Origin of the sequence: Dyadobacter sp. CY327, assembly GCF_021390415.1 — a bacterium.
In the GTDB taxonomy this organism is placed as follows: domain Bacteria; phylum Bacteroidota; class Bacteroidia; order Cytophagales; family Spirosomataceae; genus Dyadobacter; species Dyadobacter chenhuakuii.
The window spans coordinates 955742-970195 of record NZ_JAJUXJ010000001.1; the positions used below are offsets into that span (position 1 = coordinate 955742).

Below are 14454 nucleotides of genomic sequence, written 5' to 3' on the forward strand. Positions count from 1 at the left end.
AAATTAAAGCATTCAGACCTTATTTGTCTCTTGTCAACACTTCATCAATCAGACCGTAATCCTTTGCTTCCAAAGCTTTTAGCCACTTATCGCGATCGGAATCGATAGCGATTTGCTCAGGTGTCTGACCTGTGTGATTTGCCAGGATTTCGTACAACTCGTGACGCAGTTTTACAATTTCACGCGTGGTGATTTCAATGTCAACCGACGTTCCCTGCGCACCGCCTGATGGCTGGTGAATCATTACACGGGCATGTGGAAGTGCGGATCTTTTTCCTGCCGCGCCGCCTGCCAGAAGCACTGCACCCATAGAAGCTGCAAGGCTCGTACAAACCGTTGCCACATCCGGACGCACATATTGCATCGTGTCATAAATTCCCAAACCTGCGTACACAGAACCGCCCGGGCTGTTGATATACATTAAAATATCTTTTTTCGCATCAGCCGATTCAAGGAACAAAAGCTGGGCAACGATAATGTTGGCAATGTTGTCATCAACACCGGTTCCCATAAAAATAATGCGGTCGGCCATCAGGCGCGAGAAAACATCTACTTCACGGAAGTTCATCGGACGCTCTTCAATTACTGAACGCGTCATATTTTCAACTGTGTGGTTTACGTAGCCGTCAACTGTAAGACCATTCATTCCAAGGTGGTGAACGGCGTATTTTCTAAATTCATTTCCGTGGTTCATCGATCAATTTAAATTTTAATTGAAGTAATATTAAAGGGCAAATAAGTAAAAGAACAAAAAGCGCTATCTGTTAGTTTCTGTTAATAATCCCGCCTCTTTATTCTTTGGATTTCACAAAATTGATTATTTCATTGAATAATCCTCGTCTATTCAAGCGATAAATTATCGAAAATTGCGAGAGTCAGCGAAGAAGGTCTTTATTACATTGCATAACAAATGATAAATCGGCATGAAAAACACGGTGGCTATGAATGTTGCATCAAACTTGTCTGAAAAAATTCGCCTGATCCGGCTGCAAAAAGGGCTTTCTCAGGAAAATATGGCTGATATGCTTGGCCTTTCCACAACGGCATACGGCGATCTGGAACGTGGCCGGACTGAGCTTTCTGTTTCCAGAGTCGAAAACATTGCCAAACTGCTCGACGTTCCGCTCCCGGAATTACTGGGCTTCGACGGATTGACCATGTCGGAAACTGAATGGCTACGTCAGGAAAATACACGGTTACTCTCGGAAAACCGCCGAATGCAGAACGAACTTGACCAGTGGAAAATGAAATTCAAGCAATGGTTCGGCGACGGCATCATTCGGCGTAATGGAGAAGAACGCGAACGCATTGGTTTTAAATAAAAACACCGTTCATGCAAATGCAATGAACGGTGAAAAAAAAATATTATCAGAAGTGGTTACGCAGCTACTTCTTCGCCTTTTGCCAGTTTTTCAAATTCGCTTACTTCAATGGTCTGCTCGTCCGTAGAAACCTGGCTGCGGATGATCTCCATTACTTTGTTATCAAAAACCTGATTGAAAACCTGTGTGTAGTTGTCACGCTCTTTATCAGCAAGGTAACCCTGAGCCACGCGGTCTATGGTTTCTTTCATGTTGTCATCGTCTCCGTAGATTCCAAACTGTCCTTTTACCATGTTGCGGGTAAATTCAAGGATTTCAGGATACTCTACTTTAACGCTTTCTTTGTCAGCCACTTTATTTTTGATCAAGCTCAGTTTCAATGATTTTTTGAAATCTTCGAATTGCTCTTCGATCTGCTCGCGGGTGAATTTGCCTTCGTTCGTGCGTTCCAACCAGTCTTTCAAGAAGTCGCCCGGAAGTTCGATGGCAATGCTGTCCAGCAAAGCATTCTCGATATCGCGACGAAGCAATGCTTCTGTTTCGCGCTCGTAGTTTCCTTTGATGATTTCCAGAAGCTTTTCGTTGAACTGCTCTTCGTTTTCAACCTGGCCTGGTCCCAAAACTTTGTCAAAAAGATCCTGGTTCAGTTCCGATGCTGCTGAACGCGTTACATCTTCAACAACCAATGTATAGTCGCCGGAAAGCGTTGCTACATCTTCTTTTTTCTTGCCGGTAACGTGTGCAATCGCTGCTTCGTCGGCAAATGTATTTTGAATGTCGAAAACGACTTCGTCACCTTTTTTAACACCGATGAACTTCGCCAGTGCGTCTCCTTTCACTTGTTTGGTAGGGATCGCAGTGCGGGTTGTGAATTCAGAAGATTCTTGTTTCAGCTCTCCGAAGATCATATCACCTTCTTCGCTCACTTCCGGATGAATGTTTTCTGCAAAGCGCTCACGCAGGTTTTCGATTGTTTTAGACAATTCTGTATCGTCAACATTAATCGTGTAACGTTTTACTGCTGGAAGCTCGGAAAAGTTGATTTCGAAATCCGTAGCAACACCCAGGTCATAAATGAATTCCAGCTCGCTTGGGCTGTCCCAATTAACTTCGGCAGCTTTTTCGCGGTTGGGAACAGGGTCGCCAACAACCTGTAATTTATTTTCTCTGATATAGCTGCTTACGGCAGTGCTCAACAGGTTGTTCACCTCGTCAACCAGAATGCTTTTACCATACATGCGCTGAATCACATGGGATGGCACTTTGCCAGGACGAAAGCCTTTCAGGTTAACCTTTTTTGAGTAATCCTTGATCGTCTTATCAATTTTAGGCTGATAATCGTCTTTCGTCAACGTTACTTTAAGAGAGGCTAATGTCGGCGAATTTTGTTCTAATACAACTTCCATGTGTCGCTTATGCTATGGGTAAAACTTTTAGATTAAATAGAAAAGAAAAACAAAAATGCCCTCAAAACTAAGTCCTGAGGGCATTTGACGGGTTTACTTCGGAGCAGCTCATTTTTCTTATCGAGATAGGAATCCTGACGCCCCGTCATTCCCTTGTTAATCGTACGGGCGGAGGGAATCGAACCCCCACGCCTTGCGGCACTAGATCCTAAGTCTAGCACGTCTACCAGTTCCGCCACGCCCGCTCACTTATTTTCCCGTTTTCGACGCCTTTTGTCGAATTGGGAGTGCAAAGGTATTCTTATTTTTTAGATAGATGCAAACTTTTTTGAAAATTTTATCTTTGGGTAAAATTAAATTGAAAAATGTCGCCGGAATTTGTTATTTTGGTGAAGCATACCAATTAAAATATAGCAGTGGAGCAACTCGTTGAACCCCTCACCATTGATCTGGAACAGGAGCGGAAGGATATTCTCAAAAAATACCGGAGGTTATTACGAACAGCCAAGCCCTTCTTAAAGGATAATGATGCCAAACTAATCAAAAAAGCCTTTTACACTTCCGTGGACGCGCATAAGGACATGCGTCGCCGCTCGGGAGAACCCTATATTTACCACCCGCTTGCCGTTGCCCAGATCGTAGTTGAAGAGATCGGATTGGGTACGACGGGCATTGTGGCCGCCTTGCTGCACGATGTAGTGGAGGATACGGATATGCGTATCGAAGACATTGAGCGGCTTTTTGGCAAAAAAGTAGCAAAAATCATCGACGGACTGACCAAAATTTCGGGAAGGTTCGAGTACGGCAGCTCCCAACAAGCTGAAAACTTCCGGAAAATGCTGCTCACATTGTCTGACGATGTGCGCGTAATTCTCGTGAAACTTGCCGACAGGCTGCATAACATGCGGACGCTGGATAGCATGCCGCGCGACAAACAGCTGAAAATTGCTTCTGAAACCATTTTCATTTACGCACCGCTGGCGCACCGGCTTGGACTTTACAGCATTAAGTCGGAGCTGGAAGAGCTTTACCTGAAATATACCGAACCCCAGGAATACCGTGCTATTGCCCGGAAACTGAGAGAAACCAAAGGCATCCGTGATCGGTTTATCTCGAAGTTTATGGAGCCGATTGCGCAGGATCTGGAATCTGCGGGGTTAAATTTTATCCTGAAAGGCCGCCCCAAATCGATTTATTCGATTTGGAACAAAATGAAAAAGCAGAACAAGCCTTTTGAGGAAATCTATGACCTTTTTGCCATTCGCATTGTCCTGGAATCTTCGGCCGAGAATGACAGGGAGAAAGCGATCTGCTGGCAGGCGTATTCCATTGTTACCGACCATTATAAGCCCAACCCGGATCGTCTGAAAGACTTTTTGAGCACGCCGCGTGCCAATGGTTACCAGTCGCTCCACTCGACGGTGATGAGCAAAAGCGGACAGTGGGTGGAAGTGCAGATCCGGACTTCGCGGATGGACGAAATTGCGGAAAAAGGATATGCGGCGCACTGGAAATACAAGGGCAATGATACCAAAGTCCGCGGTAACATTGAGCAGTGGATCACCCAGGTGAGGGAGACATTGGAGAATGGTTTTGGGGATAAAACGGCCGCTATCGAATTTCTGGATGAGTTCAGGAGCAATTTATTCAATGAGGAAGTTTTTGTTTTTACACCAAAAGGAGAACTGAAAGTGCTGCAAAGCGGTGCCACGGCGCTGGATTTTGCATTTGATATACACTCGGAAGTAGGCGTGCATTGCATGGCGGCGAAAGTAGGAGGGATCCTCGTTCCGATTAGTTATGTGCTTAATAATGGGGATCAGATCGAGATTATTACATCCAGCAAACAGAAACCGAATGAGGACTGGCTGCGGATCGTAGTGACTTCGAAAGCGAGGGCCAGGATCAAGGATTTTCTGAAAGAAGACAACCGCCGTTATGAAACAGACGGGCGGCAAATGGTCGAGAAAAAGCTGAAAATCCTGGGAATGGAGCTTACGGCTGAGGTTGTGAATCAATTGAGAGCATTTTTTGAATGTAAAACGACAAGTGATTTCTTCTACCGGATCGGGAAAGGATACATTCATCTGGATGAATTAAAGCGGTTTAAAAGAGATAAGGAAGCAAAAGAGCGCAAAGCAACGGACAGCAATCCGGCGGCTCCTTCACCGGCAACAAATGCGGGCGACGGCAAAACGCTTACCAAATTTCTCAAACACATTCATGGCGACCGCGCAGACAGCGACACGCTCCTGATCGGCGACGACATGGATAAAATCGATTACAAACTTGCCATATGCTGCAATCCGATCGCCGGAGATGACGTTTTTGGTTTTGTAACGATTAATGAAGGCATCAAGATTCACAGGACGACCTGCCCGAATGCCGCGGAACTGATGTCCAAGCACGGAAACCGCATCATTAAGGCCAAGTGGGAATCGGGTAAGGATGAAGCGTTCCTGGCAGGTCTATATCTGTCCGGAACCGACCGCGTGGGCTTGGTTAACGACGTAACCAGGATCATTTCCAACGAGCTGCACATTAACATGAGAGGCCTGACCATTGACACAAAGGATGGCGTTTTTAATGGGGATATTAAGCTTTATGTGCAGGATACCAAGCATTTGGACATTCTGATCGGGAAGTTGGAGCAGGTGGAGGGTGTGTACAATGTGCAGCGTTTTGACACCAACCTGAACGGCAAATAGCCGCAAGGAACCATTCACATACTAAGGTGTTATAAAACTGGATGGTCAGAACTAAGACTGTGAAAGTGACTGTGATTTAAGTAAAAAAGCGTATTTTCGCGCAAGAATATCAGAGATATGCCACAAGCCAGCAAACCGAATTTTGAAGCCGCAAAGAAAATCTTAACGGCTTACCTGGAAAATAAAGGACTGCGCAAAACGCCTGAGCGTTTCGCGATCCTGGAAGAGATTTACACCAGGGAAGATCACTTCGATGTAGACGAGCTTTACATCAGCATGAAAAACAAGCGTTACCGGGTGAGCCGCGCGACTGTTTACAATACATTGGATGTTCTCGTGGATTGTGACCTGGTTACCAAGCATCAGTTCGGTAAAAATCTGGCGCAGTTTGAAAAATCCTATGGTAACAAGCAGCACGATCACCTGATCTGCACGGATTGCCATAAAGTGATGGAATTCTGCGATCCGCGCATTCAGTCGATCCAGAATATGGTGGGTGAAATGCTGAATTTCAGTGTCATGCACCACTCGCTTATTTTTTATGGGAATTGCACAAAAGAAAACTGCCAGAACCGGAACGAGGTTCGGGAAACTTCTGCTGTTTACGAAGACAGATAATAAAACATAGGGCCGGGCAGCATTCGTTTGCCTGGCCAACCTTACACCATATTAGTTTCAGTAATCATAAATTGAATGAAAGTTGACGTATTACTTGGTCTTCAATGGGGAGACGAGGGAAAAGGTAAGATTGTGGACGTTCTCGCGCCACGTTATCAGGTTGTTGCCCGTTTTCAGGGAGGACCTAATGCGGGTCATACATTGGAATTTGACGGCATTAAGCATGTTTTGCACCAGATTCCATCAGGCATTTTCCGCAGCGATATCCAGAACATTATCGGAAACGGAGTCGTTTTAGACCCTATCGTTTTCAAAAGAGAAATTGAAAATCTTGCCAAATACAATCTGGACCTGATCAGTAATCTTTTTGTTTCCAAAAAAGCATCGATTATTGTTCCTACCCACTCGCTGCTTGACGCTGCTTATGAGCGCTCGAAAGGTGATTCCAAGATCGGTTCAACATTAAGAGGAATTGGTCCTGCTTATCAGGATAAAGTGGCAAGATTGGGCCTTCGCGTAGGCGATGTGCTTTCTCCAAACTTTGCTGATAAATATAAAAGACTGGTTGACGCACATAAAACCATCCTTGATTTTTATGCATTCGATTACTCAGAAGTGCTTCCAAAGTCGGAAGAGAACTTCTTCGGTGCGATCGAATTCATGAAGCAATTCACGTTGGTTGATAGCGAATATGTTGTCAATGAAGCATTAGCAGCTTCGAAAACTGTCTTGGCAGAGGGCGCACAAGGTTCATTGCTGGATATCGATTTCGGTTCTTATCCCTTTGTAACAAGCTCTACTACAATGACGGCTGGTGCCTGCACAGGTTTGGGTATCGCGCCAAGCCAGATTGGAGAGGTTTTCGGGATTTTCAAAGCTTACTGTACACGCGTAGGAAGCGGCCCATTCCCAACAGAATTATTAGAAGAAACAGGTGAAAAAATGCGTCAGGAAGGCCGCGAATTCGGCGCCACAACCGGACGCCCACGCCGCTGCGGCTGGCTCGATTTGCCTGCATTGAAATACGCGATCATGATCAACGGCGTTACGCAGTTGATTATGATGAAAGTGGATGTGTTAACCATTTTTGACAACATCCGCGTCTGCACCAATTACCGCCTGCCAGACGGCACATTAACCGACCATTTGCCATACGACCTGTGTGACGAAACGGTTGAGCCGGTTTACAAAGATTTCAAAGGATGGCAGCAGTCATTAGACGGAATTCACGATTTCGATGCCATTCCAGAGGAGTTGCTGGCTTACGTGAAGTTTTTGGAAGAAGAGTTGAAGCTGCCGATTACCTTTATTTCGACCGGGCCGGATAGAGAGGCGTTGATTAGTAGGGAGGCTTCGGCGTTGTCGGTTTAGTAGGAGAGTTATATAGCTTGTCGGCCCGAACAGGGCTTCTGTCAGCCTGAGCGGACCGGGCCGCCGGGCGGTCGAAGGCGCGTTACTTGCCAGTAGCGTGCCTTCGACTCCGCTCAGGCTGACAGGGCTTTAAGGTTGAGGATGACAAGGCTTTAAGGTTGAGGATGACAAGGCTTTAAGGTTGAGGATGACAAGGCATTGTGCGTGGGCTAATACTCCCTGTGCTGCCAGGTCCTACGACTAACGCTACCCAAGCACTAAGCCAACAAATTCAATACATCCTCCCGGCTCAGCGACTTAATAAACCCTTCCTCATTCGAAATTAAATCATCCGCCAGCTGCTTCTTAGTTCGTTGAAGCGCTAGAATCTTCTCCTCAACCGAATTTTTCGTAATAAACTTGTAAGTAAAGACAGTGCGGTCCTGGCCGATGCGGTGGGCGCGGTCTACGGCTTGGGCTTCTATGGCGGGGTTCCACCAGGGGTCGAGGATGAAAACGTAATCTGCGGCTGTGAGATTGAGGCCTAAGCCTCCGGCTTTTAGTGAGATCAGGAATATTTTAATGTCGTTGTTGTTTTGGAAGAGTTCCACTTGCTCCTGGCGGTTTTTGGTTGAGCCGTCGAGGTAAGCGTAGGTGATCTCTTTTTCGTTCAAAAACTGGCGGAACAGATCGAGGTGCTTAATGTATTGGCTGAAAATCAATATTTTGTGATTTTCGCTGATAGCGGTTTGCATCTTGTAAAGCACATCTTCAAACTTGCCGGAGCCGTGTGAATATTCCGGATCAACCATTAATGGATGATTGGCCAGCTGCCGGAGTTTGGTCAGGCCCTGCAAAACAACGAGTTGTGATTTTGAAATGCCATCATTATCAATGCTTTGCAGGATCAGGTTGCGATAGTATGCTTTTGCTTCTTCGTAAGCTTTTTCCTGCTCATCGGACATATCGCAGTATTGAATGCTTTCAACCTTTTCTGGTAAATCGGTAGCAACCTGCGATTTTAACCTCCTTAATATGAATGGCTTAATGAGATTGTACAGCCTTTTTGTCTTCTCCTCATCCCCGCGCTTTTCAATTGGAACCTGAAATTCATCCCTGAAAAACGATTGGCTGCCCAGCAAACCCGGGTTCACGAATGACATTTGAGACCAGAGATCCAATGTATTATTCTCAATCGGCGTGCCCGTCAAAACCAGCCTGTTTGCTGCATTGAGCTTCTTAACCGCCTTAGTAATGATGGAAGCAGGGTTTTTAATGGCCTGGGACTCGTCCAGGATCACGTAATTGAAACGGTAAGACTGAATGAAGTCAATGTCCAGCCGGACAATTCCGTAGGATGTCAGGATCAAGTCGTAATGATTGAACTGGGCGGTGTCTTTTTCACGGTTTGTGCCGGTATATAGCAACACTTTCATGTCCGGCGTAAAGCGTTTTGCCTCTAACTGCCAGTTATAGAGCAGCGAAGTGGGCATAATGAGCATGGAAGGCTCTTTTACGCCTGTTTCCTTTTCGGCCTGAAGCAATGCCAGCGTTTGCACGGTTTTTCCCAAACCCATATCATCCGCAAGACATCCGCCGAAGCGATATTGTTTCAAAAACCTTAACCAGTCATAACCGGTCTTTTGGTAAGGACGCAATGTTCCTTCGAAATGTAATGGTGGCTCAACTGCCTCAATTTGATTGAAATCCCGCAGATTTTCAAGTTTCCGGCTGATCGTGGCTGTGGCAAGGTTCTCTTCTTTTAGCTCCTGGACCAATGCAAGATGGTGCATACGCAGCCGCAAAGGATCGTCATCGCCATCGTGCTCCGTAAAAGAGAAAAATTCTGAATATTTGGTAAACCACCATTCAGGGATCACCGCAATTTCACCGTTAGGAAGCAAAAATTCCTTCTTACGGTTGAGTATATAGCTTCTTAGCTGAATAAAAGGAATTTCAAACTCACCGAATTTTACTTTTGCATTGATATCAAACCAATCCCGGCCTTCCTGAATGGAAATATCAATGGAGGAATAGCCCAGAAAATAGCGCTTAGCGTCACTCGTATTCTGACGGACGGAAATGCCATTTTCAGCCAGTGTATTTGCATTGCTTTGCAGCCAGCCAAAAGCCTGTGACTTTGGCATCTGGATATTGCCATTTCGGATATTGAGGCCCCAGTCTTTCAGCAGGGCCACATGCTGGCTTTCTGCTTCTATGCTGCGTTTAACCTTATTAAAAACATAATCATTATCCTTCTTCTCCATATGCACGCTCGACGCATGCGCAAAACTGTCGTAGTGGAAGGAGAAATTGGCATATTGAAATGACAAATCGAATGCCACATCATTGTCCTCTTCTTCTTCCATCACATCCACATCCCCATCCTGGAAAATGACCGGAGCCTTTTTATTTGAGCTATATTCCGAGATTGTCAGGACGGTTTTAGGCGTTGATGAGACATTTCTGATCTCAAAACCTCTGGCCACCACATCATAGGACGCTATCAGTGGAGCCACAAACCTGCCATAATATTGTTCTTCCACCTGTCCGGGAATGGCAATGAATTTTTTGGCGAGGAATGGTTTGATCTTTTTGCCATCCACGTGACCTTCAAAATGCAGCAAATGTCCGTCCACAACGAGCCAGGCGGGTTCTTCGCAAATCAGGAAGGCATTTTTATATTGAAAATCAACCTTTTGATATTTGTGACGGATTGTAGGGAAATAATGTGTGTTATCCTCGTTTCGAATAAAGTGAAAGCGGATCGTAGCTTTTTCCGGCTCCCAGAAAACCGGTTTCCACAATGGGTTTCCATCGCTTCCCATGATAAAAATCTCTTTGCCGCTAAGCCTTTCGAGTATCTTGGCTTTACAATTTTCAAGATAAGCCGCAATGGTTTCCTGAGTCGCCTTATCGCCTTTTTGCGCGTCATAAACTTTCAGGAAAAAGTCTACGGCATTCAGTTTTTTGGGATTGAATTTTCGAAGAATAACATCTTGCTGAATGTCGTCGATCAACCCTACGAGTTCCACATCACGCTGGTCAATACCGGTACGGAACTCTTTGATATTCTTGGATGAAATGTTCTGGATCTGGAATGAAAAATCGCCCTGATTGTTCAGTTGGACCACAAAGGATTCAAAAATGTATCCCAAAAATTCATGATTGAGAATGGAATAAACAATTTTAAACGGCTCGGTGGGAGAAACTTTCATTCTGTTATGGTTGGGTAGGCGTGAAGTGCTGGTAAAGAGCCGCTAATTCGATTTAACAGGCTCTTAACAATTTGGAAAACTTCAAATATAAGCGAAAAGGGATCAATAAAAAAGACTTCCAGGCGGAAGTCTTTTTTAAAGTCATAGAACAAGTTCCTAGTTAATTATCAAATAATTTAAGGCAAAAATAGGAGGCTTCCGTAATGATTAAAGGACATAGAAATGCGATGGCTGCTGAACTGCTACCGGCATTTGTTTATCGCGCATCATTTGTTTCAGATCGCGCTCAATGTTCCTTGAAATAGTCAGCATTGGCGTATCTGTCGGCTTATTTTCAAACGGATCCTGTAAATGAATGGCCATTTTTTCAATCAGGAAAAAGCAGCCTGTAATGACGATCAGCACAGGCACCATCAGAAAACCAAAGAGTTCAACAAGTCCGAACGGGAGCAATAGTATAAAGAAGTGCAATGCCAGATGAATGTACAAACTATATGTAGATGGAAAAACGGTGTTTTTGATACGTTCACATTTTCCCATCGAATCTACTAGGCGCGTCAATGTTGCGTCCATTTCGATTTGCTGATACGGATTCACCCACCCTTGCTTCAATGCATTGTTATAATCACGAGCATGCAACTGGATAAGGCCAACGTGCTTATTATCATAATCTTGCAGGGATTCGCTCTCTTCCGGCGAAACATATTTTTCAATGTCTGGCATAGGATCTTCTTTCCGCAAGCCATGCGCTAATGCATAACACCAGGCTATTTGTCGTTTGATAATGCGGTTTTTAAAACCTTCTATCTGATCCGGATCGTAAGGATCGTCGATTAAAAACATGACCTGACGTGCTAATGTCCTCGAATCATTAACGATCGCACCCCAGATCTGGCGCGCTTCCCACCAGCGGTCGTAAGCCTGGTTGGACCGGAATGCGAGCAGCAGTGAGATGATTGTCCCGAGCACCGTTGGGACGGTCATTGGAATTGAAATGTCTGTAATGTTGAAGTTTTTGTAAATCACTTCAATTGCAAATCCATAAATGGCAACAAACAGTATTTCGTATTTGATCTTGCCAAAAATGTATCTGATGGGGATGTTTTTTTTCAGAAGCATATTTCCTGTGTGTTAGCTGGTTCCTCAATCTTGTCCACATTAATCAATTCTACACCTGCTTTTTTGATGATCGGCAATGCGTCTAGGCTGCTCTTCGATAGCTTTGGAATGCCATTGCTTTCCGAAAATGCAATGAAGTCCGCGTTATTGGCGTCCAGGAAATTCTTGAATGCGGCAAGCTTGTTGCCGTAAAAGAATTCTACTTTGATACTGTGCACCTTGTTGCTGTATACATCTTTAATAGCATGACATTCTTTCCAGAAATCCTCTGAAACGAAGTCGTATTCTTTCTTTCTATAAGTTGAAAAAAGAAGGTCCTGAATGTCGTCTGCAACGTGGAAAAGATGTGTAAAGACGATGGAGAACTTCTGTTGGGCATTTCGTGCCAGAATGTGTGCAACTTGCAGGCTGTCAGTAGTAAAGTCGGCCGGGATAATTACAGTCTTCATATTTTCTCGCTTGTTTTGTTGATTGATCCATTGAATTAAATTGATAATGCAATGTTACGGCGAGGTTGTTAGCACCACTTAAAAGCGGTGTTATAATACAATGTGAGACTTATTAGAAGGGGATTAGATTATTAAAATGACATTAGAAGGATGCTTTTGAGCAGGGCAAGTGAATTTTGAAGCTCGTTCCCGCACCAACCTGACTATCAACGGCAATGGTTCCATTATGCTTCTTGATAATGTTATTAGCCAAAGGAAGCCCGATCCCGAAGCCTTTGTAACGCTCCGTATTAGAGGCCCGGAAGAATGGAACATAGATCTGAGCAATCTCCCGATCAGGAATGCCGATCCCTATATCCTGAATCTCCACAATAGAATGGGTTCCATCAGAAGAAATGATAATGGTAACCGGTTTATTATCAGAATACTTGCAACTATTAAGAACAATGTTTGACAATGCTGCCGTGAGGAGGGTCTGATTCCCGTTAATTGTCAGCTTAGCTTCGTCTTCTGGTAAATGATTAAAATCGATATCCACCTGATTATCGGGAATAATTTTGTCCACCGCTTCTTTGACAGACAACACCAGCTCGTCCACCCGTATCGGCGACCATTGTTCCTTTGTTCCATCGAAACCGGTTTGCGCCAGCTTTAGCATGCTGTTGGCCAGATGTTCGAGCTTTCCCGCTTCCTTGTAAATAACTTCAAACGAGGTCTTCGCGGCAGGAGGGATTTCTTCAAGGGAAAGGCCCAGTTGCGCTTCGCCGCTGATCACGGTAAGGGGCGTTCTAAACTCGTGGGAGGCGTTACTGACAAAGTTGTTTTGTATTTCAAATGTAATTTCGAGGCGGTTCAGCATATCATTGAAAGTATGCGTGAGATCATCGATTTCGTCCTTACTGCCGGCAACTTCAAGGCGCTGGTGCAGGTTATGCGCACTAATCCCTTTTACATTGCGAATAATGCGTCGGATGGGATTGAAAATTTGTGTAGAAAACAGTTTTCCAAATGTGAAAACGAAGATCATGGAGATGAAAAAGCCTACGATCAGCAGTTTTTTAAGGTTTTCAATTTCTTCCAGACCGTAAAGATCCACCGCGGATGACAATATGATTATGGTTTTACCGGACTGGTTAATGTTCAATCCAACATAAGAAGTATCATTCTTGAAAAAGCGGGCAGGTTCTTTTCTAACAATATTATCGTAAAAAGCAGAAGGCATCGGCAGCCGTTCTTTCAGTTGTCTTGCCTTTTCAATCTCGCCGTTCTTGATAATATGGTGCTGCTCAAAAGGCAGGTCACCCAGGTGTCGTTCCTTAATGTCGTAGTAAATAGAAGTAGTCGATTTACTTTCCTGCAATGCTGCGTGCCCGACAATGTCTGCCCGTACTTCCAGCCGGTGATAGAAGCTGTTTGAAACGCTTTCCGACCCGAATGTGTAAATAAATACGCTCAGCGCCACGATAATGCCCGACGTGAGAATCGTGAAGAGAAGGGCAATTTTAGTTTGTATCTTCATAAGACTGTCGCATCACGTATCCCATGCCGAAAACGGTGTGTATCAGCTTATTTTTTTGATTTTTATCAACTTTTTTGCGGAGATAATTAATGTAAACATCCACGACATTGGTGCCGAGGTTAAAGTTAATGTCCCATACATTTTCCAGGATCTCCATTCGGTTGAGCACTTTGTTCCGGTTATGGATCAGAAATTCCAGCAGGCGGAATTCCGTGGCGGTTAGGTCAATGGTGTGGCCGTTTCTTTGCACAATCTTCGTCTCTGTATTCAGCACCAGATCTGCAATTTCAAGCTTCGTCCCGTTTTTCTCTTTTTCAACTTCCTTTCCTCGACGGGTGAGCGTGCGAATGCGGGCTTCAAGTTCTGCCAGTTTGAAGGGCTTGGTCATATAATCGTCTGCTCCGGCATCTAATCCCGATACGATATTCTCTGTTGTGCCCAGCGCTGTCAGCATGAGAATAGGCGTTGCATTGCCAGCGCTGCGGATTTTCCTGCATACTTCCATGCCATTGATGACGGGAAGCATCAGGTCCAGTATGATCATATCGAAGGTGTGGTTCGTAGCCATTTCCAGGCCCGATTTACCGTCCATAGCCACCGTTATTTCGTGCCCGGAAGCGGATAGGCTTCTTTGAATGAGGGAAATTACGCTGGGTTCGTCTTCGATAAGCAAAAGCTTCATGCAGGCAGATATTGAAAAATCGTCAGGAAGATAAATGTAGAAAAGTATTGCTTAAATAAAGCA

General features: G+C 44.8%; 11 protein-coding genes and 1 tRNA gene. 4 read left to right on the top strand and 8 right to left on the bottom strand.

Translation table 11 applies throughout. The features are described 5' to 3' along the window. Positions 1–19: 19 nt before the first annotated feature. Positions 20–694, bottom strand: a complete 675-nt coding sequence (locus LZG74_RS04090) for a ClpP family protease (protein ID WP_026630572.1) — start codon at positions 692–694, stop codon at positions 20–22. A 247-nt stretch (positions 695–941) separates the two neighbouring features. Between LZG74_RS04090 and LZG74_RS04095 the strand changes: the two genes are divergently transcribed. Then, complete coding sequence (locus LZG74_RS04095) at positions 942–1322, top strand: helix-turn-helix domain-containing protein (protein WP_233795330.1); 381 nt, start codon at positions 942–944, stop codon at positions 1320–1322. Between the two features lie 56 nt (positions 1323–1378). Here the strand turns inward: LZG74_RS04095 and tig are convergent, their stop codons facing one another. Continuing rightward, positions 1379–2728 carry a trigger factor gene (gene tig / locus LZG74_RS04100; RefSeq protein WP_233795331.1) on the bottom strand — a complete coding sequence of 450 codons (1350 nt, stop codon included), beginning with the start codon at positions 2726–2728 and terminating at the stop codon, positions 1379–1381. Between the two features lie 163 nt (positions 2729–2891). Then, a tRNA-Leu gene (locus LZG74_RS04105) sits at positions 2892–2973 on the bottom strand. A 171-nt stretch (positions 2974–3144) separates the two neighbouring features. Here LZG74_RS04105 and LZG74_RS04110 point away from each other — a divergent pair. The 3 genes from LZG74_RS04110 (at position 3145) to LZG74_RS04120 (ending at position 7425) form a co-directional block, all read left to right on the top strand. After that, positions 3145–5436, top strand: a complete 2292-nt coding sequence (locus tag LZG74_RS04110; RefSeq protein WP_233795332.1) for a bifunctional (p)ppGpp synthetase/guanosine-3',5'-bis(diphosphate) 3'-pyrophosphohydrolase — start codon at positions 3145–3147, stop codon at positions 5434–5436. A 117-nt stretch (positions 5437–5553) separates the two neighbouring features. Further along, positions 5554–6054 carry a Fur family transcriptional regulator gene (locus LZG74_RS04115; protein ID WP_026630576.1) on the top strand — a complete coding sequence of 167 codons (501 nt, stop codon included), beginning with the start codon at positions 5554–5556 and terminating at the stop codon, positions 6052–6054. 75 nt (positions 6055–6129) lie between these two features. Beyond that, on the top strand, positions 6130–7425 hold the full coding sequence (locus LZG74_RS04120; RefSeq protein WP_233795333.1) for an adenylosuccinate synthase: 1296 nt from the start codon (positions 6130–6132) through the stop codon (positions 7423–7425). 257 nt (positions 7426–7682) lie between these two features. Here LZG74_RS04120 and LZG74_RS04125 read toward each other — a convergent pair whose 3' ends face one another. The 5 genes from LZG74_RS04125 to LZG74_RS04145 all read right to left on the bottom strand — a co-directional run bounded on the left by LZG74_RS04125 (position 7683) and on the right by LZG74_RS04145 (position 14391). Then, positions 7683–10622, bottom strand: coding sequence for a DEAD/DEAH box helicase (locus LZG74_RS04125; protein WP_233795334.1), 2940 nt, complete (start codon positions 10620–10622; stop codon positions 7683–7685). 207 nt (positions 10623–10829) lie between these two features. Next, a complete protein-coding gene (locus tag LZG74_RS04130; protein ID WP_233795335.1) occupies positions 10830–11741 on the bottom strand; it encodes a bestrophin family protein in 912 nt (303 codons plus the stop codon). After that, complete coding sequence (locus LZG74_RS04135) at positions 11732–12190, bottom strand: hypothetical protein (protein ID WP_233795336.1); 459 nt, start codon at positions 12188–12190, stop codon at positions 11732–11734. The genes LZG74_RS04130 and LZG74_RS04135 overlap by 10 nt, the downstream gene beginning before the upstream one ends. 142 nt (positions 12191–12332) lie before the next feature. Then, on the bottom strand, positions 12333–13709 hold the full coding sequence (locus LZG74_RS04140; protein WP_233795337.1) for a sensor histidine kinase: 1377 nt from the start codon (positions 13707–13709) through the stop codon (positions 12333–12335). Further along, positions 13693–14391 (bottom strand): response regulator transcription factor, encoded by a 699-nt coding sequence (locus LZG74_RS04145; RefSeq protein ID WP_233795338.1) that lies wholly within the window; start codon positions 14389–14391, stop codon positions 13693–13695. Before LZG74_RS04145 ends, LZG74_RS04140 begins: the two co-directional genes overlap by 17 nt. Positions 14392–14454: the final 63 nt, after the last annotated feature.

What these genes read in the sequence shown, in the direction of transcription:
- LZG74_RS04090 (WP_026630572.1), bottom strand. Translation starts at nt 694, where the DNA reads ATGAACCACGGAAATGAATTTAGAAAATACGCCGTTCACCACCTTGGA.
- LZG74_RS04120 (WP_233795333.1), top strand. Translation starts at nt 6,130, where the DNA reads ATGAAAGTTGACGTATTACTTGGTCTTCAATGGGGAGACGAGGGAAAA.
- LZG74_RS04135 (WP_233795336.1), bottom strand. Translation starts at nt 12,190, where the DNA reads ATGAAGACTGTAATTATCCCGGCCGACTTTACTACTGACAGCCTGCAA.
- LZG74_RS04130 (WP_233795335.1), bottom strand. Translation starts at nt 11,741, where the DNA reads ATGCTTCTGAAAAAAAACATCCCCATCAGATACATTTTTGGCAAGATC.
- LZG74_RS04125 (WP_233795334.1), bottom strand. Translation starts at nt 10,622, where the DNA reads ATGAAAGTTTCTCCCACCGAGCCGTTTAAAATTGTTTATTCCATTCTC.
- LZG74_RS04115 (WP_026630576.1), top strand. Translation starts at nt 5,554, where the DNA reads ATGCCACAAGCCAGCAAACCGAATTTTGAAGCCGCAAAGAAAATCTTA.
- LZG74_RS04140 (WP_233795337.1), bottom strand. Translation starts at nt 13,709, where the DNA reads ATGAAGATACAAACTAAAATTGCCCTTCTCTTCACGATTCTCACGTCG.
- LZG74_RS04145 (WP_233795338.1), bottom strand. Translation starts at nt 14,391, where the DNA reads ATGAAGCTTTTGCTTATCGAAGACGAACCCAGCGTAATTTCCCTCATT.
- tig (WP_233795331.1), bottom strand. Translation starts at nt 2,728, where the DNA reads ATGGAAGTTGTATTAGAACAAAATTCGCCGACATTAGCCTCTCTTAAA.
- LZG74_RS04095 (WP_233795330.1), top strand. Translation starts at nt 942, where the DNA reads ATGAATGTTGCATCAAACTTGTCTGAAAAAATTCGCCTGATCCGGCTG.